The organism is Pseudomonas sp. 910_23 (assembly GCF_052850795.1).
Window position 1 is genome coordinate 1 of record NZ_VXCZ01000009.1, and the last position, 21,474, is coordinate 21,474.

Sequence of the window (21,474 nt, forward strand, 5' to 3'; positions counted from 1 at the left end):
AACTAAAAAACCATCGCTCATGTCCTGAGTGCAAACGCCCTGCGTTTCTATGCAATGACCTTACGCATGGCTATTATGCGTGCCTCATTGTGAGGCGATATTTGCATGCTGATGTTGTTGAAACTACTGAAAGACGGTCGATTCCATTCTGGAGAAGCGCTTGGCGCCGCCCTGGGCGTCAGTCGCAGCGCTGTGTGGAAGCAGCTTCAGCATCTTGAGGCAGAGTTAGGGCTGCCCATTCATAAGGTCCGAGGTCGTGGGTATCAATTGGCTGCGCCGTTGGTGTTCTTGAGTGCAGAGCAAATTTCCCTGAATGCGGCCTCTTTAACCTGGCCAGTTCATATTTTCGATTCCATCGACTCCACTAACGCCGAAGCTTTGCGTCTCGTTGACTCAGGGTGCGCAGCCCCCTTTGTCGTACTGTCGGAGCAGCAGACGGCTGGTAGGGGAAGGCGTGGTCGAAAATGGGTCAGTCCGTTTGCGCAAAATGTCTACTACAGCCTCGTGCTGCGCATTGAAGGTGGTCTGCGACAGTTGGAGGGGTTGAGTCTCGTAGTTGGCTTAGCCGTTATGCAGGCGTTGCGTGAGACCGGTGTACAGGGCGCGGCTTTGAAATGGCCAAACGACGTCTTGGTCGGGAGCAAGAAAATTTCTGGCATCTTGCTGGAGCTGGTGGGGGATCCTGCGGATATCTGTCACGTTGTCCTAGGGATAGGCATCAATGTGAATATGCAGAAAGCCGATGATGTGGATCAGCAATGGACTTCAATTCAGCTCGAGACCGGTTCTGCTATTGATCGCAACCAATTGGTGGCGCGTCTGGGGATGCAGTTGCAAGGCTATCTGGATCGACATAAGACTGCCGGTTTTGCCGGGCTGCAAGATGAGTGGGAGCGGCATCACTTGTGGCAGGGCAAGCCTGTGTCTCTCGTTGCTGGTGTTACCCAGATTGATGGGGTGGTGTTGGGCGTGGATCATCAGGGCGCGTTGCGCTTGAATGTCGATGGCGTCGAGAAAATATACAGCGGTGGTGAGTTAAGCCTGAGGTTGCGTGATGATTCTTGAGCTCGACTGTGGGAACAGCTTCATAAAGTGGCGCGTGCTTGAGGCGAGTGATGCAAGTGTCTCCGCCGAAGGCGTGGTGGGTTCGGATGATGCGTTGATTGAGAGCCTGATAGCGCTTCCTGGCCTTCTGCTCACGCGTTGTCGGTTAGTGAGTGTTCGAGCGCTTGAGGAAACCGACAAGCTGGTAGCGGCGTTGGTGAAGGCATTTGGCGTTACCGTTTCCTGTGCGGGTTCCGCGCGACAAATGGCCGGTGTGCACAATGGCTACGAAGAGTTCGAGCGGCTTGGGCTGGATCGTTGGTTGGCGATGCTGGGTGCATATAAGTTAGCGTCCGGCGCATGCGTAGTGCTCGATTTTGGTACGGCGGCGACCGCAGACTTTATTGATGTTGATGGTGAGCACTTGGGTGGGTTTATTTGCCCGGGCTTGCCACTTATGCGCAATCAGTTGCGAACCCATACGCGCAAGATACGTTATGACGATGCCGCGGCTGAGAGAGCTCTTGAGCGTCTCTCTCCTGGGCGGACGACCGTAGAGGCTGTCGAGCGCGGTTGTACGCTTATGCTAAGAGGGTTCGTGTTGACCCAGCTTGAATTGGCGAGAAGCTATTGGGGCGAGGATTTCACTGTCTTCCTGACGGGGGGGGATGCCGACCTGGTCAGGGATGCTGCACCTCAGGCTTGTTTGGTCCCGGACCTTGTGTTTGTTGGTTTGGCAATGGCGTGTCCTTTGTCTTGAGGTGATTATGCGCTGGCTGTTTTTGCTTTTACTTGTCCTCAATGTTTTCTACTACGTCTGGCATCAGCAAGAAGCTCCATTGCGTGCCAAGGACGTCACACCATTGAGTCTCTATCGTGGAACGCAGCAAGATATTCGGCTCCTGAGTGAGTCTGCCGACACGGTGGCGCGGCGTGATCGAGCAAGGGGGGCTGATGCACAAAGCACCTGTCTGTACATTGGTGGTTTCTCGGATCGTCACCAGTCGCTCTCTCTCGAGCAGCGGCTGACAAGCTTGGACATAAGGGTCAGGCTTCAATTGTTGAGCGCGCCTGAAGCCTCGGGTTACTGGTTGCGAGTAGCCCCTGAGAGTAGGCGCTTGGCTGACGATCTGCCCTTTGAAAGCCTTGCTAATGAATTCAATGAGTTAAAACATAAAATAATGCTGTGCGAAGGCATTGCAACTCTCGAATAGTTTGCATAGAATGGCGCCCGCTTCGCAGTGAAGACCTTTAAGGGCTTCAAGGTGAAACGAAGGTCAAAGCAGCTAACCTCATATTTTTAATGAGAAAATGCTTGACAGAAGGCCGGCGTGATGTAGAATGCCGGCTCGCTTAGGAGGGGTTCCCGAGCGGCCAAAGGGATCAGACTGTAAATCTGACGTCTACGACTTCGAAGGTTCGAATCCTTCCCCCTCCACCATTTTTAGCGTGAGCTGCAAGCTCCGCGGGTATAGTTTAGTGGTAGAACCTCAGCCTTCCAAGCTGATGATGCGGGTTCGATTCCCGCTACCCGCTCCAAGTTTGCAGGTTGTGCAAGGTGTTTTGCTCTTGTAGCTCAGTTGGTAGAGCACACCCTTGGTAAGGGTGAGGTCAGCGGTTCAAATCCGCTCAAGAGCTCCATATAACAAGGCAGATATGAAAATATCTGCCTTTGTTTTAACAGCTGCCTCGGCTTGTATCGTGTTATGTCTGGCTGTGATTGTCAGGTGATTTCAAGTCTGTTGGGGTTGGTTGTTGTAAAGTCTTTTTCAGGCCTGCATAATGGTCGGCCTGATTTTGTTTTAGGTCAGTAGCTCAATTGGCAGAGCGACGGTCTCCAAAACCGTAGGTTGGGGGTTCGATTCCCTCCTGACCTGCCAGATTCACGTGGTGTGTCTGGCTTTCTTTTCACAGGATCTTCATAGATGACTCCTAAGGCTGAAGCTCAAAGCTCTCGTTTCGATCTGTTCAAGTGGCTCGCTGTAGTTGCCTTGGTGGTCGTAGGCGTTGTTGGCAATCAGTACTATTCTGCTTCGCCGATCCTGTACCGTGTCCTCGCATTGCTCGCCCTCGCTGCTGTAGCTGCCTTTGTAGGCCTGCAGACTGCTAAAGGCAAGTCTTTCGCGGTCCTGGTAAAGGAAGCTCGCACCGAAATTCGTAAAGTCGTTTGGCCGACTCGCCAAGAAACCACGCAGACCACATTGATTGTTGTGGCTGTTGTTCTGGTTATGGCGTTGCTGTTGTGGGGGCTCGATTCCCTGCTCGGCTGGCTTGTTTCCTTGATTGTTGGCTAAGGGTGTCCCGTGGCTAAGCGTTGGTACGTTGTGCATGCTTACTCGGGTTACGAGAAGCATGTTATGCGCTCTTTGCTGGAGCGCGTAAAGCTGGCAGGCATGGAAGATGGCTTCGGCGAAATTCTGGTTCCCACTGAAGAAGTGGTTGAAATGCGGAATGGCCAGAAGCGCAAGAGTGAGCGCAAGTTCTTCCCTGGCTACGTGCTGGTACAGATGGACATGAACGAAGGTACTTGGCACTTGGTCAAGGATACTCCTCGTGTCATGGGTTTCATTGGCGGTACTGCTGATAAGCCTGCTCCGATCACTGACAAGGAGGCAGAAGCAATTCTGCGTCGTGTTGCTGACGGTAGCGACAAGCCCAAGCCGAAGACATTGTTCGAGCCGGGTGAGGTTGTTCGTGTTACAGATGGTCCTTTCGCTGATTTCAATGGCACCGTCGAAGAAGTTAACTACGAAAAGAGCCGGATCCAAGTGGCAGTGCTCATTTTCGGTCGCTCTACTCCGGTAGAGTTGGAGTTCAGCCAGGTCGAGAAGGTCTAGCTGAAAAAGCATCCCAACCCCGCAGCCTTAGGCTGTGGGGTTTTGTCGTCACTGGGATAAACGCGCAAGTAACCGGGGAGCCTTTCTAGGCGTTTGAACCCGTAATTGGAGTGCCTCATGGCCAAGAAGATTACCGCTTACATCAAGCTGCAAGTGAAGGCCGCTCAGGCCAACCCTAGCCCACCCGTCGGTCCAGCTCTGGGTCAGCACGGCGTGAACATCATGGAATTCTGCAAGGCCTTCAACGCCCGTACTCAGGGTCTTGAGCCAGGTCTGCCGACTCCAGTGATCATCACTGTATACAGCGACCGTAGCTTTACTTTCGAAACCAAGTCGACCCCGGCTTCGGTTTTGTTGAAGAAAGCTGCTGGTCTGACTAGCGGTTCCGCTCGTCCGAACACCGTTAAGGTTGGCACCGTAACTCGTGCTCAGCTGGAAGAAATCGCGAAAACCAAAAACGCGGATCTGACTGCAGCTGATATGGATGCAGCCGTGCGTACCATCGCCGGTTCTGCTCGTAGCATGGGCCTTAACGTGGAGGGTGTGTAATGGCTAAGCTGACCAAGCGCCAAAAGGCTATCGCCGGCAAAATCGAAGCAGGCAAGTCCTACAACTTCGTAGACGCTGCTGCTCTGCTGACCGAGCTGTCGACTGTCAAGTTCAGCGAGTCTGTTGACGTTGCTGTGAACCTGGGTGTTGACCCGCGTAAATCCGACCAGGTCGTTCGTAGCGCTACTGTGCTGCCACACGGTACTGGCAAGACTGTACGTGTTGCTGTCTTCACTCAGGGCCCGGCGGCTGAAGCTGCTCTGGCTGCCGGCGCTGATCGCGTTGGTATGGACGATCTGGCTGCCGAAATGAAAGGCGGCGATCTGAACTATGACGTCGTTATTGCTTCCCCGGATGCAATGCGCGTTGTAGGTCAGTTGGGTCAGATCCTGGGTCCACGTGGCCTGATGCCTAACCCTAAAGTCGGCACCGTAACGCCAGACGTAGCTACCGCGGTTAAAAACGCCAAGGCTGGTCAGGTTCGTTATCGCACCGACAAAAACGGCATCATTCACACCTCCGTTGGCAAGGTTGGCTTCGACGCCGTCAAGCTGAAGGAAAACGTTGAAGCCCTGATCGCTGATCTGAAGCGTATCAAGCCAGCTTCCTCGAAAGGCATCTACGTCAAGCGCGTTACCCTGAGCACCACTATGGGCCCAGGTCTGGTCATCGACCAAGGCTCGCTGGACGTATAAGACACAAATTGGCGCAAGCGATTGCGCCAATTGAAAGATTGGGGTCCCTGCCTGGCGGGGGCTATCCAAGACCGTAGGCGACGCAAGTCTTAAACCAACAAGCCTACGCAGATGGTGCTCCCGGTTCCTTACCGAATCAGACACCAAAACGACATCCGGCCTCGGCCAGATGAAACGGTAACAAGCAGGAGTTAAACCCGTGGCAATTAATCTCGAAGACAAGAAGGCCATCGTCGCTGAAGTCAACGAGGCTGCCAAAGCTGCTCTGTCCGCTGTCGTGGCTGATGCCCGTGGTGTGACAGTAGGCGCTATGACCGGACTCCGTAAAGAGGCTCGTGAAGCTGGCGTATACGTACGTGTTGTACGTAACACCCTGCTCAAGCGCGCTGTTGCTGACACTGAATACAGTGTTCTCAACGACGTGTTCACTGGCCCGACTCTGATCGCGTTCTCCAAGGACCATCCAGGCGCTGCTGCCCGTTTGTTCAAAGAGTTCGCCAAGAGTCAGGATAAGTTCGAGATCAAGGCAGCTGCGTTCGAGGGCAAGTTCCTCGCAGCTAACCAAATCGACGTACTGGCAACACTGCCGACCCGCGACGAAGCCATTTCGCAGCTGATGAGCGTGATTCAAGGCGCTACCAGCAAGCTGGCTCGTACTCTGGCTGCAGTTCGCGAGCAAAAAGAAGCTGCCGCAGCCTAAGGCTGAGCAACTTCTCTCGCGTATTTTTGTTTATTTCGATGGCCGCGTAGGCCGTCCCCCAATTCAGGAAATACAGCAATGTCTATCTCCCAAGACGATATCCTCAACGCCGTAGCTGAAATGTCGGTTCTGCAGGTTGTTGAGCTGATCAAAGCTTTCGAAGAAAAATTCGGCGTTTCCGCTGCCGCTGCTTCCGCTGGCCCAGCTGCTGCTGCTGCCGTTGTTGAAGAGCAAACCGAATTCAACGTCATGCTGACCGAAGCTGGCGAGAAGAAAGTAAACGTGATCAAGGCAGTACGTGAACTGACCGGTCTGGGCCTGAAAGAAGCCAAGGCTGTAGTTGACGGCGCTCCTGCCATGGTTCTGGAAGCTGTTGCCAAAGACGCAGCTGACAAAGCCAAAGCTACTCTGGAAGAAGCAGGCGCTAAAGTCGAGCTGAAGTAAGCATCGACCTTGCGTCTCCAGCCCAAGCGTTAAGCTGAAGGCTGATGGCTGGTGGCTCTTGCCACCGGCCTTTTTCCGTTCTTGGCTGTCGACTCGGTCGCCGCCATTAACGCGCTGTAGCCACCCGAAGCGGTGGTGCAAACCATGGGGTTTGCAAGATTTTCTGGCTGCTCCCGTCGGAGGGGCCAAACAAGCAGGTGACCAAGCTGGGGAACGCTGATGGCTTACTCATATACTGAGAAAAAACGTATCCGCAAGGACTTTAGCAAGTTGCCGGACGTCATGGATGTCCCGTACCTTCTGGCTATCCAGCTGGATTCGTATCGTGAATTCTTGCAGGCGGGAGCGACCAAAGATCAGTTCCGCGACGTGGGCCTGCATGCGGCCTTCAAATCCGTTTTCCCGATCATCAGCTACTCCGGCAATGCTGCGCTGGAGTACGTCGGTTATCGCCTGGGCGAACCGGCATTTGATGTCAAAGAATGCGTGTTGCGTGGCGTTACGTACGCCGTACCTTTGCGGGTAAAAGTCCGTCTGATCATTTTCGACAAAGAATCGTCGAACAAAGCGATCAAGGACATCAAAGAGCAAGAAGTCTACATGGGCGAAATCCCATTGATGACTGAAAACGGTACCTTCGTTATCAACGGTACCGAGCGTGTAATCGTTTCCCAGCTGCACCGTTCCCCGGGCGTGTTCTTCGACCACGACCGCGGCAAGACGCACAGCTCCGGCAAACTCCTGTACTCCGCGCGGATCATTCCGTACCGCGGTTCGTGGTTGGACTTCGAGTTCGACCCGAAAGACTGCGTGTTCGTGCGTATCGACCGTCGTCGCAAGCTGCCGGCCTCGGTACTGCTGCGCGCGCTCGGCTATACTACTGAGCAAGTGCTGGACGCTTTCTATACCACCAACGTATTCAGCCTGAAGGATGAAACCCTCAAGCTGGAGCTGATCGCTTCGCGTCTGCGTGGTGAAATTGCTGTCCTGGACATCCAGGATGAGAAAGGCAAGGTCATCGTTGAGGCTGGCCGTCGTATCACTGCGCGCCACATCAACCAGATCGAAAAGGCTGGTATCAAAGAGCTGGAAGTGCCTCTGGACTACGTTCTGGGTCGCACGACCGCCAAGGTCATCGTTCACCCGGCTACAGGCGAAATCCTGGCTGAGTGCAATACCGAGCTGAACACCGAGATCCTGGCGAAAATCGCCAAGGCCCAGGTTGTTCGCATCGAGACCCTGTACACCAACGACATCGACTGCGGTCCGTTCATCTCCGACACTCTGAAGATCGACTCCACCAGCAACCAATTGGAAGCGCTGGTCGAGATCTATCGCATGATGCGTCCTGGTGAGCCACCAACCAAAGACGCTGCCGAAACCCTGTTCAACAACCTGTTCTTCAGCCCTGAGCGCTATGACCTGTCTGCGGTCGGCCGGATGAAGTTCAACCGTCGTATCGGTCGTACCGAGATCGAAGGTTCGGGCGTGCTGTGCAAGGAAGACATCGTCGCGGTACTGAAGACGCTGGTCGACATCCGTAACGGCAAAGGCATCGTCGATGACATCGACCACCTGGGTAACCGTCGTGTTCGCTGCGTAGGCGAAATGGCCGAGAACCAGTTCCGCGTTGGCCTGGTGCGTGTTGAGCGTGCGGTCAAAGAGCGTCTGTCGATGGCTGAAAGCGAAGGCCTGATGCCGCAAGACCTGATCAACGCCAAGCCAGTGGCTGCGGCGGTGAAAGAGTTCTTCGGTTCCAGCCAGCTTTCCCAGTTCATGGACCAGAACAACCCGCTGTCCGAGATCACCCACAAGCGCCGTGTATCCGCACTGGGCCCGGGCGGTCTGACCCGTGAGCGTGCTGGCTTCGAAGTTCGTGACGTACACCCGACGCACTACGGTCGTGTTTGCCCGATCGAAACGCCGGAAGGTCCGAACATCGGTCTGATCAACTCCCTGGCCGCTTATGCGCGTACCAACCAGTATGGCTTCCTCGAGAGCCCGTACCGTGTGGTGAAAGACGCTCTGGTCACCGACGAGATCGTGTTCCTGTCCGCCATCGAAGAAGCTGATCACGTGATCGCTCAGGCTTCGGCCACGATGAACGACAAGAAAGTCCTGATCGACGAGCTGGTAGCTGTTCGTCACTTGAACGAGTTCACCGTCAAGGCGCCGGAAGACGTCACCTTGATGGACGTTTCTCCGAAGCAGGTAGTTTCGGTTGCAGCGTCGCTGATCCCGTTCCTGGAGCACGATGACGCCAACCGTGCATTGATGGGTTCCAACATGCAGCGTCAAGCTGTACCGACCCTGCGTGCTGACAAGCCGCTGGTAGGTACCGGCATGGAGCGTAACGTAGCCCGTGACTCCGGCGTTTGCGTCGTGGCTCGTCGTGGCGGCGTTATCGACTCTGTTGATGCCAGCCGTATCGTGGTTCGTGTTGCCGATGACGAAGTAGAAACTGGCGAAGCCGGTGTCGACATCTACAACCTGACCAAATACACCCGCTCGAACCAGAACACCTGCATCAACCAGCGTCCGCTGGTGAGCAAGGGTGATCGCGTTCAGCGTAGCGACATCATGGCCGATGGCCCGTCCACCGATATGGGTGAACTGGCTCTGGGTCAGAACATGCGCATCGCGTTCATGGCATGGAACGGCTTCAACTTCGAAGACTCCATCTGCCTGTCCGAGCGTGTGGTTCAAGAAGACCGCTTCACCACGATCCACATCCAGGAACTGACCTGTGTGGCACGTGACACCAAGCTTGGGCCTGAGGAAATCACTGCAGACATCCCGAACGTGGGTGAAGCTGCACTGAACAAGCTGGACGAAGCCGGTATCGTTTACGTAGGTGCTGAAGTTGGCGCAGGCGACATCCTGGTGGGTAAGGTCACTCCGAAAGGCGAGACCCAACTGACTCCGGAAGAGAAGCTGCTGCGTGCCATCTTCGGTGAAAAAGCCAGCGACGTTAAAGACACCTCCCTGCGTGTACCTACCGGTACCAAAGGTACTGTCATCGACGTACAAGTCTTCACCCGTGACGGCGTTGAGCGTGATGCTCGTGCACTGTCCATCGAGAAGACCCAGCTCGACGAGATCCGCAAGGATCTGAACGAAGAGTTCCGTATCGTTGAAGGCGCGACCTTCGAACGTCTGCGCTCCGCTCTGGTAGGCCACAAGGCCGAAGGCGGCGCAGGTCTGAAGAAAGGTCAGGACATCACCGACGAAATTCTCGACGGTCTTGAGCACGGCCAGTGGTTCAAACTGCGCATGGCTGAAGACGCTCTGAACGAGCAGCTCGAGAAGGCCCAGGCCTACATCGTTGATCGCCGCCGTCTGCTGGACGACAAGTTCGAAGACAAGAAGCGCAAACTGCAGCAGGGCGATGACCTGGCTCCAGGCGTGCTGAAAATCGTCAAGGTTTACCTGGCAATCCGTCGCCGCATCCAGCCGGGCGACAAGATGGCCGGTCGTCACGGTAACAAAGGTGTGGTCTCCGTGATCATGCCGGTTGAAGACATGCCGCACGATGCCAATGGCACCCCGGTCGACGTCGTCCTCAACCCGTTGGGCGTACCTTCGCGTATGAACGTTGGTCAGATCCTTGAAACCCACCTGGGCCTCGCGGCCAAAGGTCTGGGCGAGAAGATCAACCGTATGATCGAAGAGCAGCGCAAGGTCGCAGACCTGCGCAAGTTCCTGCACGAGATCTACAACGAGATCGGCGGTCGCAACGAAGAGCTGGATACCTTCTCCGACCAGGAAATCCTGGATCTGGCGAAGAACCTGCGCGGCGGCGTTCCAATGGCTACCCCGGTGTTCGACGGTGCCAAGGAAAGCGAAATCAAGGCCATGCTGAAACTGGCAGACCTGCCGGAAAGCGGCCAGATGCAGCTGTTCGACGGTCGTACCGGCAACAAGTTCGAGCGCCCGGTTACTGTTGGCTACATGTACATGCTGAAGCTGAACCACTTGGTAGACGACAAGATGCACGCTCGTTCTACTGGTTCGTACAGCCTGGTTACCCAGCAGCCGCTGGGTGGTAAGGCTCAGTTCGGTGGTCAGCGTTTCGGGGAGATGGAGGTCTGGGCACTGGAAGCATACGGTGCTGCATACACTCTGCAAGAAATGCTCACAGTGAAGTCGGACGATGTGAACGGTCGTACCAAGATGTACAAAAACATCGTGGACGGCGATCACCGTATGGAGCCGGGCATGCCCGAGTCCTTCAACGTGTTGATCAAAGAAATTCGTTCCCTCGGCATCGATATCGATCTGGAAACCGAATAACACGTGACGCGAATCGAGAGCGTGGCCGTTTGGTCCGCTCTCTGCTCCGCCAGGAGGAAAGGCCTTGAAAGACCTACTGAATTTGCTGAAAAACCAGGGTCAAGTCGAAGAGTTCGACGCCATCCGTATTGGATTGGCATCGCCTGAGATGATCCGTTCGTGGTCGTTCGGTGAAGTTAAAAAGCCGGAAACCATCAACTACCGTACGTTCAAACCTGAGCGTGACGGCCTGTTCTGCGCCAAGATCTTTGGCCCGGTAAAGGATTACGAGTGCCTGTGCGGTAAGTACAAGCGCTTGAAGCACCGTGGTGTGATCTGCGAGAAGTGCGGCGTTGAAGTCGCACTGGCCAAGGTTCGTCGTGAGCGTATGGCGCACATCGAACTGGCTTCGCCGGTTGCCCACATCTGGTTCCTGAAATCGCTGCCGTCCCGTATCGGCTTGCTGATGGACATGACTCTGCGTGATATCGAACGCGTTCTCTACTTCGAGAGCTATGTCGTTATCGATCCAGGTATGACCACCCTTGAAAAAGGTCAGCTGCTGAACGACGAGCAGTACTTCGAAGCGCTGGAAGAGTTCGGTGATGATTTCGATGCCCGTATGGGTGCCGAAGCTGTCCGCGAGCTGCTGCACGCTATCGACCTGGAGCACGAGATTGGCCGTCTGCGCGAAGAAATTCCGCAAACCAACTCCGAAACCAAGATCAAGAAGCTGTCCAAGCGTCTGAAGTTGATGGAAGCCTTCCAGGGTTCCGGCAACTTGCCAGAGTGGATGGTGCTGACCGTTCTGCCGGTTCTGCCGCCAGACCTGCGTCCGCTGGTACCGCTGGACGGTGGTCGTTTCGCGACGTCCGACCTCAACGACCTGTATCGCCGCGTGATCAACCGTAACAACCGCTTGAAGCGCCTGCTTGACCTGTCCGCTCCGGACATCATCGTGCGCAACGAAAAGCGTATGTTGCAGGAAGCTGTCGATGCCTTGCTCGACAACGGTCGTCGTGGCCGCGCTATCACCGGTTCCAACAAGCGTCCTCTGAAATCCTTGGCTGACATGATCAAGGGTAAGCAAGGTCGTTTCCGTCAGAACTTGCTCGGTAAGCGTGTTGACTACTCCGGTCGTTCGGTAATTACCGTAGGCCCGACCCTGCGTCTGCACCAGTGCGGTCTGCCCAAGAAGATGGCACTTGAGCTGTTCAAGCCATTCATCTTCGGCAAGCTGGAAATGCGCGGTCTCGCGACCACCATCAAAGCGGCCAAGAAAATGGTCGAGCGCGAACTGCCAGAGGTTTGGGACGTTCTCGCCGAGGTGATCCGCGAACACCCGGTTCTCCTCAACCGTGCACCGACCCTTCACCGTCTGGGTATCCAGGCGTTTGAACCAGTACTGATCGAAGGTAAGGCTATTCAGCTGCACCCGCTGGTCTGTGCTGCGTACAACGCCGACTTCGACGGCGACCAAATGGCCGTGCACGTACCGCTGACACTGGAAGCCCAGTTGGAAGCGCGCGCGTTGATGATGTCGACCAACAACATTCTGTCGCCAGCCAACGGTGAGCCAATCATCGTTCCGTCGCAGGACGTTGTATTGGGTCTGTACTACATGACCCGTGAAGCGATCAATGCCAAGGGCGAAGGTCGTGTGTTCGCTGACCTGCAGGAAGTTGACCGTGTGTTCCGTGCCGGCGAAGCCGCACTGCACGCCAAGGTCAAAGTGCGGATCAACGAAACCGTCAATGACCGTGACGGCGGCAGCGTGAGCAACACCCGTATCGTCGACACCACTGTCGGCCGTGCGCTGTTGTACCAGGTTGTGCCAAAAGGTCTGTCGTACGATGTCGTCAACCTGCCGATGAAGAAGAAGGCGATCTCCAAGCTGATCAACCAGTGCTACCGCGTGGTTGGTTTGAAAGAGACCGTTATCTTCGCTGACCAGTTGATGTACACAGGTTTCGCTTACTCCACTATCTCCGGCGTTTCCATCGGTGTTAACGACTTCGTTATCCCGGATGAAAAAGCTCGCATCATCAGTGCCGCCACTGACGAAGTGAAAGAGATCGAGAGCCAGTACGCCTCCGGCCTGGTAACCCAGGGCGAGAAGTACAACAAGGTGATCGACCTTTGGTCCAAGGCGAACGACGAAGTTTCCAAGGCGATGATGGCCAACCTCTCGAAAGAGAAAGTCATCGACCGTCACGGCGACGAAGTTGACCAGGAGTCCTTCAACTCGATGTACATGATGGCCGACTCGGGCGCACGGGGTTCTGCTGCGCAGATCCGTCAGCTCGCCGGTATGCGTGGCCTGATGGCCAAGCCGGATGGCTCCATCATCGAAACGCCGATCACTGCGAACTTCCGTGAAGGTTTGAGCGTACTTCAGTACTTCATCTCCACTCACGGTGCTCGTAAGGGTCTTGCGGATACCGCGTTGAAAACCGCTAACTCCGGTTACCTGACTCGCCGTCTGGTAGACGTTGCACAAGATCTGGTTGTAACCGAGATCGATTGCGGCACCGAGCACGGCCTGCTGATGACTCCGCACATTGAAGGCGGTGACGTTGTAGAGCCGCTGGGTGAGCGCGTATTGGGTCGTGTGATTGCCCGTGACGTGTTCAAGCCAGGTACCGAGGAAGTTATCGTTCCTGCTGGCACCCTGGTTGACGAAAAGTGGGTCGAGTTCATCGAACTCAACAGCATCGACGAAGTGATCGTTCGCTCGCCGATCAGCTGCGAAACCCGCTATGGCATTTGCGCCAAGTGCTACGGCCGTGACTTGGCTCGTGGTCACCAGGTAAACATCGGTGAAGCGGTCGGCGTTATCGCTGCCCAGTCCATCGGTGAGCCGGGTACCCAGCTGACCATGCGTACGTTCCACATCGGTGGTGCGGCAAGCCGGACCTCCGCAGCCGACAGTGTTCAGGTGAAGAATGGCGGTACCGTCCGCCTGCACAACCTCAAGCACGTTGAGCGAGTGGATGGCCACCTGGTTGCTGTGTCCCGTTCCGGTGAGCTGGCAATCGCTGATGATTACGGTCGTGAGCGCGAGCGTTACAAGCTGCCGTACGGTGCTGTGATTTCGGTTAAAGAAGGTGACAAGGTCGACGCTGGCGCAATCGTGGCCAAGTGGGATCCGCACACTCACCCAATCGTTACCGAAATGAAAGGTACCGTGACCTACGTGGGCATGGAAGAAGGCATCACGATCAAGCGTCAGACTGACGAATTGACCGGTATGACCAACATTGAAGTACTCGACGCCAAAGATCGTCCAGCTGCCGGTAAAGACATCCGTCCTGCCGTGAAGATGGTTGATGACAACGGCAAGGATCTGTTGCTGCCAGGCACTGACGTAATCGCTCAGTACTTCCTGCCAGCCAACGCCCTGGTCGGTGTAGCGGATGGTGCGAAGATCGCGATCGGTGATGTTATCGCGCGTATCCCGCAAGAAACTTCGAAGACCCGTGACATCACCGGTGGTCTGCCGCGTGTTGCCGACTTGTTCGAAGCTCGTCGTCCGAAAGAAGCGTCGATTCTGGCTGAAGTCAGCGGCACCATCGCGTTCGGTAAAGAAACCAAAGGCAAGCGCCGTCTGGTCATTACTCCGAACGACGGTAGCGATCCGTATGAAGAGCTGATTCCGAAGTGGCGTCACCTGAACGTGTTCGAAGGCGAACAGGTAAACCGCGGCGAAGTTATCTCCGACGGCCCGAGCGATCCGCACGACATCCTGCGTCTGCTGGGTGTGAGTGCTCTGGCCAAGTACATCGTTAACGAGATCCAGGACGTTTACCGTCTGCAAGGCGTGAAGATCAACGACAAGCACATCGAGACCATCCTGCGTCAGATGCTGCGTAAAGTTGAAATCGCTGAATCCGGCGATTCCAGTTTCATCAAGGGCGACCAGATGGAACTGACTCACGTACTGGTAGAAAACGAGCGCCTGGCGAACGAAGAGAAATTCGTTTCCAAGTTCACTCGCGTGCTGCTGGGTATCACCAAGGCGTCGTTGTCCACTGAGTCGTTCATCTCGGCGGCCTCCTTCCAGGAGACCACTCGCGTACTGACCGAAGCAGCGGTAACCGGCAAGCGCGATTACCTGCGCGGCCTGAAAGAAAACGTGGTCGTGGGTCGTCTGATCCCGGCGGGTACCGGTTTGGCTTACCACAGCGAGCGTAAGCGTCGCCGTGATGCTGACAAGCCGCTGCGCGTGAGCGCCAGTGAAGTGGAAGCTGCACTGACCGAAGCACTGAACTCAAGCGGTAACTGAGTTCTGCGATAGATGAGTCTGGGCCCTGACACTCCCGTTCGTCGGATCGAGGCATTTTTGCCCCGGTTCGGCGCGAGGGGAGGTCGGGGCCTTGCCTTGACTGGGGACAAGATCCTCTTTAGACTCTTGTACCCCTAAATTTGGCGGGAATTCGTTCCTGCCATTTTGCTTTTCTTGCAAGACAATAGCGTCGCAAGACAACAGTGGAGCTAGTAGATGGCAACTATCAACCAGCTGGTACGTCAGCCGCGTAAGCGTATCGTCGAGAAATCCGACGTACCTGCGCTGCAGAACTGCCCGCAACGTCGTGGCGTATGCACCCGTGTGTATACCACCACGCCGAAAAAACCTAACTCGGCACTGCGTAAAGTATGCCGTGTGCGTCTGACCAACGGTTTCGAGGTTTCCTCGTACATCGGCGGTGAAGGCCACAACCTGCAAGAGCACAGCGTGGTACTGATCCGCGGCGGTCGTGTAAAAGACTTGCCAGGTGTTCGTTATCACACCGTACGCGGCTCCTTGGATACTTCCGGCGTTAAAGGTCGTAACCAGGGTCGTTCGAAGTACGGTACCAAGAAGCCTAAGTAGTAGCGGCTTTTTGTAAACCTGAATCATCTTATTTTCTGAGTCGATAAGAGTAAGGTCGGAGGCGTCCCGAAAGGGCACCGATTCCGAGCGAACCTGAAGACCGTTTGAGGGCTTATCCATGCCAAGAAGACGCGTAGCAGCCAAGCGCGAAGTGCTTGACGATCCAAAATACGGAAGCCAAATTCTGGCCAAGTTCATGAACCACGTGATGGAAAGCGGCAAAAAAGCCGTTGCCGAGCGTATCGTTTATGGCGCGCTGGAAAAGGTTAAAGAACGCAAGAACAGCGACCCCCTGGAAATCTTCGAGAAAGCTCTCGACGCCATCGCTCCGCTGGTCGAAGTGAAGTCGCGCCGTGTAGGCGGTGCTACTTACCAGGTTCCGGTTGAAGTTCGCCCGTCCCGTCGTAACGCTCTGGCAATGCGCTGGTTGGTAGACTTCGCCCGTAAGCGCGGCGAGAAGTCTATGGCTCTGCGTTTGGCCGGCGAACTGTTGGACGCTGCTGAAGGTAAAGGTGCTGCTGTTAAGAAGCGTGAAGACGTGCACCGTATGGCTGAAGCTAACAAAGCTTTCTCGCACTACCGCTTCTAATTTTAGCTTCACTAATTTTGCGAGGGCTTTATGGCTCGTACTACTCCGATTAGCCGCTACCGTAACATCGGTATCGTCGCTCACGTGGATGCTGGTAAAACCACCACCACCGAGCGCGTACTGTTTTACACCGGCAAAAGTCACAAAATGGGCGAGGTGCATGACGGCGCCGCGACCACAGACTGGATGGTTCAGGAGCAGGAGCGTGGTATTACCATTACTTCTGCTGCTATTACCGCCTTCTGGAAAGGTTCCGAGAAGCAGTACAAAGACGAGCATCGCTTCAACGTAATCGATACCCCGGGCCACGTAGACTTCACTATTGAAGTTGAGCGTTCCCTGCGTGTACTCGACGGCGCTGTCGTTGTGTTCTGCGGCACCTCGGGTGTTGAGCCTCAGTCGGAAACCGTATGGCGTCAAGCCAACAAGTACGGTGTTCCACGTCTTGTTTATGTAAACAAGATGGACCGTGCTGGCGCCAACTTCCTGCGCGTGATCGGTCAGATCAAGCAGCGTCTGGGTCACACTCCGGTGCCTATCCAGTTGGCGATCGGTTCTGAAGATAACTTCCAGGGTCAGATTGATCTGATCAATATGGAAGCTGTCTACTGGAACGATTCCGATAAAGGTATGGTTCCTGTTCGCAAGCCTATCCCTGAAGAGCTTCAGGAACTGGCTGACGAGTGGCGCAACAACATGGTTGAGGCTGCGGCTGAAGCCAGCGAAGAGCTGATGAACAAGTACCTCGAAGGTGAAGAACTCACCAACGTGGAAATCAAGGCCGCTCTGCGTCAGCGTACTATCGCTGGTGAGATCGTCTTGGCTGTTTGCGGTTCTTCCTTCAAGAACAAGGGTGTTCCCCTGGTTCTCGACGCCGTTATCGACTACCTGCCTGCTCCAACCGACATTCCTGCTATCAAGGGTACCAACCCTGATAACGAGGAAGAAGAGATGGAGCGTCATGCTGACGACAACGAGCCGTTCTCGGCTCTGGCGTTCAAGATCGCTACAGACCCATTCGTGGGTACTTTGACCTTCGTTCGCGTTTACTCGGGCGTGTTGGCCTCCGGCGACGGCGTGATCAACTCGGTTAAAGGCAAGAAAGAGCGCGTGGGCCGTATGGTGCAAATGCACGCAAACGCTCGCGAAGAGATCAAGGAAGTACGCGCTGGTGACATCGCGGCCCTGATCGGCATGAAGGACGTCACCACTGGTGAGACTTTGTGCGACGCTGCCAAGCCAATCATCCTGGTTCGCATGGACTTCCCGGAGCCGGTTATCTCGGTTGCCGTAGAGCCTAAGACCAAGGATGACCAGGAAAAAATGGGTATCGCTCTGGGCAAGCTTGCTCAGGAAGATCCATCTTTCCGCGTCAAGACTGATGAAGAGACTGGTCAAACGATCATCTCTGGCATGGGCGAGCTGCACCTGGACATCCTGGTTGACCGGATGCGCCGTGAGTTCAACGTCGAAGCCAACATCGGTAAGCCTCAGGTTTCCTATCGTGAGCGCATCACGAAGAACTGTGAAATCGAAGGCAAGTTCGTTCGTCAATCCGGCGGTCGTGGTCAGTTCGGTCACTGCTGGATCCGTTTTGCTCCTGCTGACGAAGGTCAGGAAGGTCTGCAATTCGTGAACGAAGTAGTAGGTGGTGTGGTTCCTAAGGAATACATCCCTGCTATCCAGAAGGGTATCGAAGAGCAGATGAAGAACGGTGTTGTTGCCGGCTATCCGCTGATCGGCCTGAAAGCAACCGTTTTTGACGGTTCTTACCACGACGTCGACTCCAACGAGATGGCGTTTAAGGTGGCTGCTTCCATGGCAACCAAGCAACTGGCCCAGAAGGGCGGTGGTGAGTTGCTTGAGCCAATCATGGCGGTAGAAGTTGTTACACCTGAAGACTATATGGGTGATGTCATGGGCGACCTTAACCGTCGTCGCGGCATGATCTTGGGTATGGAAGACACGGTTTCCGGCAAAGTGATTCGCGCCGAGGTTCCGTTGGGTGAGATGTTCGGTTATGCGACCGACGTTCGCTCCATGTCCCAGGGTCGCGCAAGCTACTCTATGGAATTCAAAAAATACAACACAGCTCCGGCGCACATCGCTGAAACTGTATCCAAAAAACAAGGCTGATTCAGTCCTTTAGGCAAGGAGTTAATTGTCGTGGCTAAAGAAAAATTTGATCGTTCCCTACCGCACGTAAACGTTGGCACCATCGGCCACGTTGACCACGGTAAAACCACTCTGACCGCTGCTCTGACTCGCGTCTGCTCCGAAGTTTTCGGTTCGGCTCGTGTTGACTTCGACAAGATCGACAGCGCACCAGAAGAAAAAGCTCGTGGTATCACCATCAACACCGCGCACGTTGAGTACAACTCGACTATTCGTCACTACGCTCACGTTGACTGCCCAGGTCACGCTGACTATGTGAAGAACATGATCACTGGTGCTGCCCAGATGGACGGCGCGATCCTGGTTTGCTCGGCCGCTGATGGTCCGATGCCACAAACCCGTGAGCACATCCTGCTGTCCCGCCAGGTTGGCGTTCCGTACATCGTGGTTTTCCTGAACAAGGCTGACCTGGTAGACGACGCTGAGCTGCTGGAACTGGTTGAGATGGAAGTGCGCGATCTGCTGAGCACTTACGACTTCCCAGGTGACGACACTCCGATCATCATCGGTTCTGCTCGTATGGCTCTGGAAGGCAACGACGAAAACGAAATGGGCACCACTGCCGTTCGTAAACTGGTTGAAACTCTGGACAGCTACATCCCAGAACCAGTTCGTCTGACCGACAAGCCGTTCCTGATGCCAATCGAAGACGTATTCTCGATCTCCGGTCGCGGTACTGTTGTGACTGGTCGTATCGAGCGCGGTATCGTTCGCGTTCAGGATCCACTGGAAATCGTTGGTCTGCGTGACACTACCGTCACCACCTGCACCGGTGTTGAAATGTTCCGCAAGCTGCTCGACGAAGGTCGTGCTGGCGAGAACTGCGGCGTTCTGCTGCGTGGTACCAAGCGTGACGACGTTGAGCGTGGCCAGGTTCTGGTTAAGCCAGGTTCGGTCAAGCCGCACACCAAGTTCACCGCAGAAGTTTATGTTCTGAGCAAAGAAGAAGGCGGCCGTCATACTCCGTTCTTCAAAGGCTACCGTCCACAGTTCTACTTCCGTACTACTGACGTGACCGGTAACTGCGAATTGCCAGAAGGCGTTGAAATGGTAATGCCAGGTGACAACATTCAAATGACTGTTACCCTGATCAAAACCATCGCAATGGAAGACGGTCTGCGCTTCGCAATCCGTGAAGGCGGCCGTACCGTTGGTGCTGGCGTTGTAGCTAAAATCATCGAGTAATCTCTCTTTTGAGTGAGCTTTGATGTTTTGAGAAAGCCCCCGCTTAGCGGGGGCTTTTTTATTGGGTTGACACCTATCTAGGGCGTCTATAGAATTGCGCCTCCTTTTAACGGGCGTATTGCGCCCGGTGGGAATAGCAGCCGGAGTCTGAAATCCAATGCAAAATCAGCAAATCCGTATCAGGTTGAAGGCTTTTGACCATCGCCTGATCGACCAATCCACCCAGGAAATCGTGGAAACCGCGAAACGTACTGGTGCTCAAGTGCGTGGTCCAATTCCACTGCCTACCCGTAAAGAGCGGTTCACCGTTCTGGTCTCCCCGCACGTCAACAAAGACGCGCGTGACCAGTACGAGATCCGTACTCATAAGCGCGTACTGGACATCGTCCAGCCAACGGATAAAACCGTTGATGCACTTATGAAGCTCGATCTGGCGGCCGGTGTGGAAGTACAGATCAGCCTCGGCTAAGACTTGGGTCTTAGTCGTGTAACGCTCTGAAATGGGCGGCCATAGCGGGTGAAAGCCCCGTACACTCATGAGGTTTACAACATGACTATTGGTGTAGTCGGTCGTAAATGCGGTATGACCCGTATTTTCACCGAAGAAGGTGTCTCCATTCCGGTCACGGTCATTGAGATCGAACCGAATCGCGTCACCCAGTTCAAAACTGAAGAAACCGATGGCTATCGTGCAGTGCAAGTCACTGTCGGCGAGCGTCGTGCTTCGCGCGTGACTGCTGCTCAAGCAGGTCACTTCGCTAAAGCAAACGTTGCAGCTGGTCGTACTGTTATGGAGTTCCGTCTTGAAGACGGCGACTACCAGGCTGGCGATCTGATCAACGCTGAAATCTTCGCCGCTGGTCAACTGGTTGATGTAACCGGTCAGTCCAAAGGTAAAGGCTTCCAGGGTACGATCAAGCGTTGGAATTTCCGTGGTCAAGACAACACTCACGGTAACTCCGTTTCCCACCGCGTTCCGGGCTCTATTGGCCAGTGCCAGACTCCTGGTCGTGTATTCAAGGGCAAAAAAATGTCCGGTCATATGGGCGCTGAGCGCGTGACCGTGCAGTCCCTCGAAGTAGTGCGCGTCGACGCTGAACGCAATCTGTTGTTGGTCAAGGGTGCTGTTCCTGGCGCTACTGGCGGCAACCTGGTTGTACGTCCAGCGGCCAAGGCTCGCGGTTAAGGGGAAGCTGACATGCAATTAAATGTAAATGACGCTCAAGCGATCGAAGTTTCCGAACTGACATTTGGCGGCGAATTCAACGAGACGCTCGTTCACCAAGCAGTCGTGGCCTACATGGCCGGCGGCCGTCAAGGTAGCAAGCAGCAAAAGACCCGTTCCGACGTACGTGGTGGCGGTAAGCGCCCTTGGCGTCAGAAAGGCACTGGCCGTGCTCGTGCCGGTACTATCCGTAGCCCAATCTGGCGTGGCGGCGGTACCACTTTCGCAGCTCGTCCACAGGATCACTCTCAGAAGCTCAACAAGAAGATGTACCGCGCAGCTCTGCGCTCCATCCTTGCTGAACTCGTGCGTACTGATCGTCTGGTCGTGGTTCAGGACTTCGCTGTCGAAAGTCCAAAAACCAAAGATCTGCTGGGCAAACTGAACAACATGAGCCTGACCGACGTTTTGATCGTGTCTGAAGCTGTTGATCAGAACCTGTACCTGGCTGCTCGCAACCTGCCACACGTTGATGTACGTGACGTGCAAGGTTCCGATCCAGTTAGTCTGATCGCATACGACAAGGTGTTGATCACCGTGTCGGCCGTGAAGAAATTCGAGGAGCTGCTGGGATGAACCAGGAACGCGTATTTAAAGTTCTGCTTGGCCCGCACGTTTCCGAAAAGGCTACGGTTCTGGCTGACAAGAAAGGCCAGTTCGTTTTCAAGGTTGCAACTGACGCAACCAAGCTGGAAATCAAGAAGGCCGTCGAAAGCCTGTTCAGCGTGAAAGTAGAGCGTGTTACTACCCTGAATGTTCTGGGTAAGAGCAAGCGCACTGCTCGCGGTCTGGGCAAGCGTAATGACTGGAAGAAGGCAGTTATCTCCCTTCAGCCAGGCCAAGATCTCGATTTCAGCAGCAGTGCTGAGTAAGGAAGGGGTGCATC

Annotated in this window: 19 protein-coding genes and 4 tRNA genes; all 23 read left to right on the forward strand. The window is 55.0% G+C overall.

Features of this window, described 5'->3' with window-relative positions; all coding sequences use genetic code 11:
- Positions 1 to 105 precede the first annotated feature (105 nt).
- The 23 genes from birA to rplW all read left to right on the forward strand — a co-directional run bounded on the left by birA (position 106) and on the right by rplW (position 21,460).
- Entirely contained in the window at positions 106 to 1,065 is a 960-nt protein-coding gene (gene birA / locus FW800_RS12710; RefSeq protein ID WP_032879211.1) for a bifunctional biotin--[acetyl-CoA-carboxylase] ligase/biotin operon repressor BirA, read from the forward strand.
- Complete coding sequence (locus FW800_RS12715) at positions 1,055 to 1,804, forward strand: pantothenate kinase (RefSeq protein WP_078822464.1); 750 nt, start codon at positions 1,055 to 1,057, stop codon at positions 1,802 to 1,804. The genes birA and FW800_RS12715 overlap by 11 nt, the downstream gene beginning before the upstream one ends.
- Positions 1,805 to 1,811: 7 nt before the next feature.
- Entirely contained in the window at positions 1,812 to 2,258 is a 447-nt protein-coding gene (locus FW800_RS12720; RefSeq protein ID WP_446437755.1) for a hypothetical protein, read from the forward strand.
- 142 nt (positions 2,259 to 2,400) lie between these two features.
- A tRNA-Tyr gene (locus FW800_RS12725) sits at positions 2,401 to 2,485 on the forward strand.
- A 24-nt stretch (positions 2,486 to 2,509) separates the two neighbouring features.
- Positions 2,510 to 2,583: transfer RNA gene (locus FW800_RS12730), tRNA-Gly, on the forward strand.
- A gap of 26 nt (positions 2,584 to 2,609) precedes the next feature.
- Positions 2,610 to 2,685: transfer RNA gene (locus FW800_RS12735), tRNA-Thr, on the forward strand.
- A 163-nt stretch (positions 2,686 to 2,848) separates the two neighbouring features.
- Positions 2,849 to 2,924: transfer RNA gene (locus tag FW800_RS12740), tRNA-Trp, on the forward strand.
- Positions 2,925 to 2,969: 45 nt separating this feature from the next.
- Positions 2,970 to 3,338 carry a preprotein translocase subunit SecE gene (gene secE, locus FW800_RS12745; RefSeq protein ID WP_005791990.1) on the forward strand — a complete coding sequence of 123 codons (369 nt, stop codon included), beginning with the start codon at positions 2,970 to 2,972 and terminating at the stop codon, positions 3,336 to 3,338.
- A gap of 9 nt (positions 3,339 to 3,347) precedes the next feature.
- Entirely contained in the window at positions 3,348 to 3,881 is a 534-nt protein-coding gene (gene nusG, locus FW800_RS12750) for a transcription termination/antitermination protein NusG (RefSeq protein ID WP_003176436.1), read from the forward strand.
- A gap of 117 nt (positions 3,882 to 3,998) precedes the next feature.
- On the forward strand, positions 3,999 to 4,430 hold the full coding sequence (rplK, locus tag FW800_RS12755) for a 50S ribosomal protein L11 (RefSeq protein ID WP_003176435.1): 432 nt from the start codon (positions 3,999 to 4,001) through the stop codon (positions 4,428 to 4,430).
- Complete coding sequence (gene rplA / locus FW800_RS12760; protein WP_003176434.1) at positions 4,430 to 5,125, forward strand: 50S ribosomal protein L1; 696 nt, start codon at positions 4,430 to 4,432, stop codon at positions 5,123 to 5,125. Before rplK ends, rplA begins: the two co-directional genes overlap by 1 nt.
- A gap of 199 nt (positions 5,126 to 5,324) precedes the next feature.
- Positions 5,325 to 5,825, forward strand: coding sequence for a 50S ribosomal protein L10 (rplJ, locus tag FW800_RS12765; RefSeq protein ID WP_003232405.1), 501 nt, complete (start codon positions 5,325 to 5,327; stop codon positions 5,823 to 5,825).
- 78 nt (positions 5,826 to 5,903) lie between these two features.
- On the forward strand, positions 5,904 to 6,269 hold the full coding sequence (gene rplL / locus FW800_RS12770) for a 50S ribosomal protein L7/L12 (protein WP_005791984.1): 366 nt from the start codon (positions 5,904 to 5,906) through the stop codon (positions 6,267 to 6,269).
- Positions 6,270 to 6,488: 219 nt separating this feature from the next.
- Complete coding sequence (rpoB, locus tag FW800_RS12775; RefSeq protein WP_019819139.1) at positions 6,489 to 10,562, forward strand: DNA-directed RNA polymerase subunit beta; 4,074 nt, start codon at positions 6,489 to 6,491, stop codon at positions 10,560 to 10,562.
- A 64-nt stretch (positions 10,563 to 10,626) separates the two neighbouring features.
- Positions 10,627 to 14,826, forward strand: a complete 4,200-nt coding sequence (rpoC, locus tag FW800_RS12780) for a DNA-directed RNA polymerase subunit beta' (RefSeq protein ID WP_005791982.1) — start codon at positions 10,627 to 10,629, stop codon at positions 14,824 to 14,826.
- Between the two features lie 216 nt (positions 14,827 to 15,042).
- Complete coding sequence (rpsL, locus tag FW800_RS12785; RefSeq protein ID WP_002555494.1) at positions 15,043 to 15,414, forward strand: 30S ribosomal protein S12; 372 nt, start codon at positions 15,043 to 15,045, stop codon at positions 15,412 to 15,414.
- Positions 15,415 to 15,532: 118 nt separating this feature from the next.
- Positions 15,533 to 16,003, forward strand: a complete 471-nt coding sequence (gene rpsG / locus FW800_RS12790) for a 30S ribosomal protein S7 (RefSeq protein WP_002555493.1) — start codon at positions 15,533 to 15,535, stop codon at positions 16,001 to 16,003.
- Positions 16,004 to 16,033: 30 nt separating this feature from the next.
- Positions 16,034 to 18,139, forward strand: a complete 2,106-nt coding sequence (fusA, locus tag FW800_RS12795) for an elongation factor G (RefSeq protein WP_005791981.1) — start codon at positions 16,034 to 16,036, stop codon at positions 18,137 to 18,139.
- A gap of 30 nt (positions 18,140 to 18,169) precedes the next feature.
- A complete protein-coding gene (gene tuf / locus FW800_RS12800) occupies positions 18,170 to 19,363 on the forward strand; it encodes an elongation factor Tu (protein ID WP_005791980.1) in 1,194 nt (397 codons plus the stop codon).
- 157 nt (positions 19,364 to 19,520) lie between these two features.
- Positions 19,521 to 19,832 (forward strand): 30S ribosomal protein S10, encoded by a 312-nt coding sequence (gene rpsJ, locus FW800_RS12805; protein WP_003186070.1) that lies wholly within the window; start codon positions 19,521 to 19,523, stop codon positions 19,830 to 19,832.
- An 81-nt stretch (positions 19,833 to 19,913) separates the two neighbouring features.
- Positions 19,914 to 20,549, forward strand: a complete 636-nt coding sequence (rplC, locus tag FW800_RS12810) for a 50S ribosomal protein L3 (RefSeq protein WP_003194649.1) — start codon at positions 19,914 to 19,916, stop codon at positions 20,547 to 20,549.
- A gap of 12 nt (positions 20,550 to 20,561) precedes the next feature.
- A complete protein-coding gene (gene rplD, locus FW800_RS12815) occupies positions 20,562 to 21,164 on the forward strand; it encodes a 50S ribosomal protein L4 (protein WP_003176424.1) in 603 nt (200 codons plus the stop codon).
- Positions 21,161 to 21,460: a 50S ribosomal protein L23 gene (rplW, locus tag FW800_RS12820; RefSeq protein WP_002555488.1), complete on the forward strand. Its 300-nt coding sequence runs from the start codon at positions 21,161 to 21,163 to the stop codon at positions 21,458 to 21,460. Before rplD ends, rplW begins: the two co-directional genes overlap by 4 nt.
- Positions 21,461 to 21,474 lie beyond the last annotated feature (14 nt).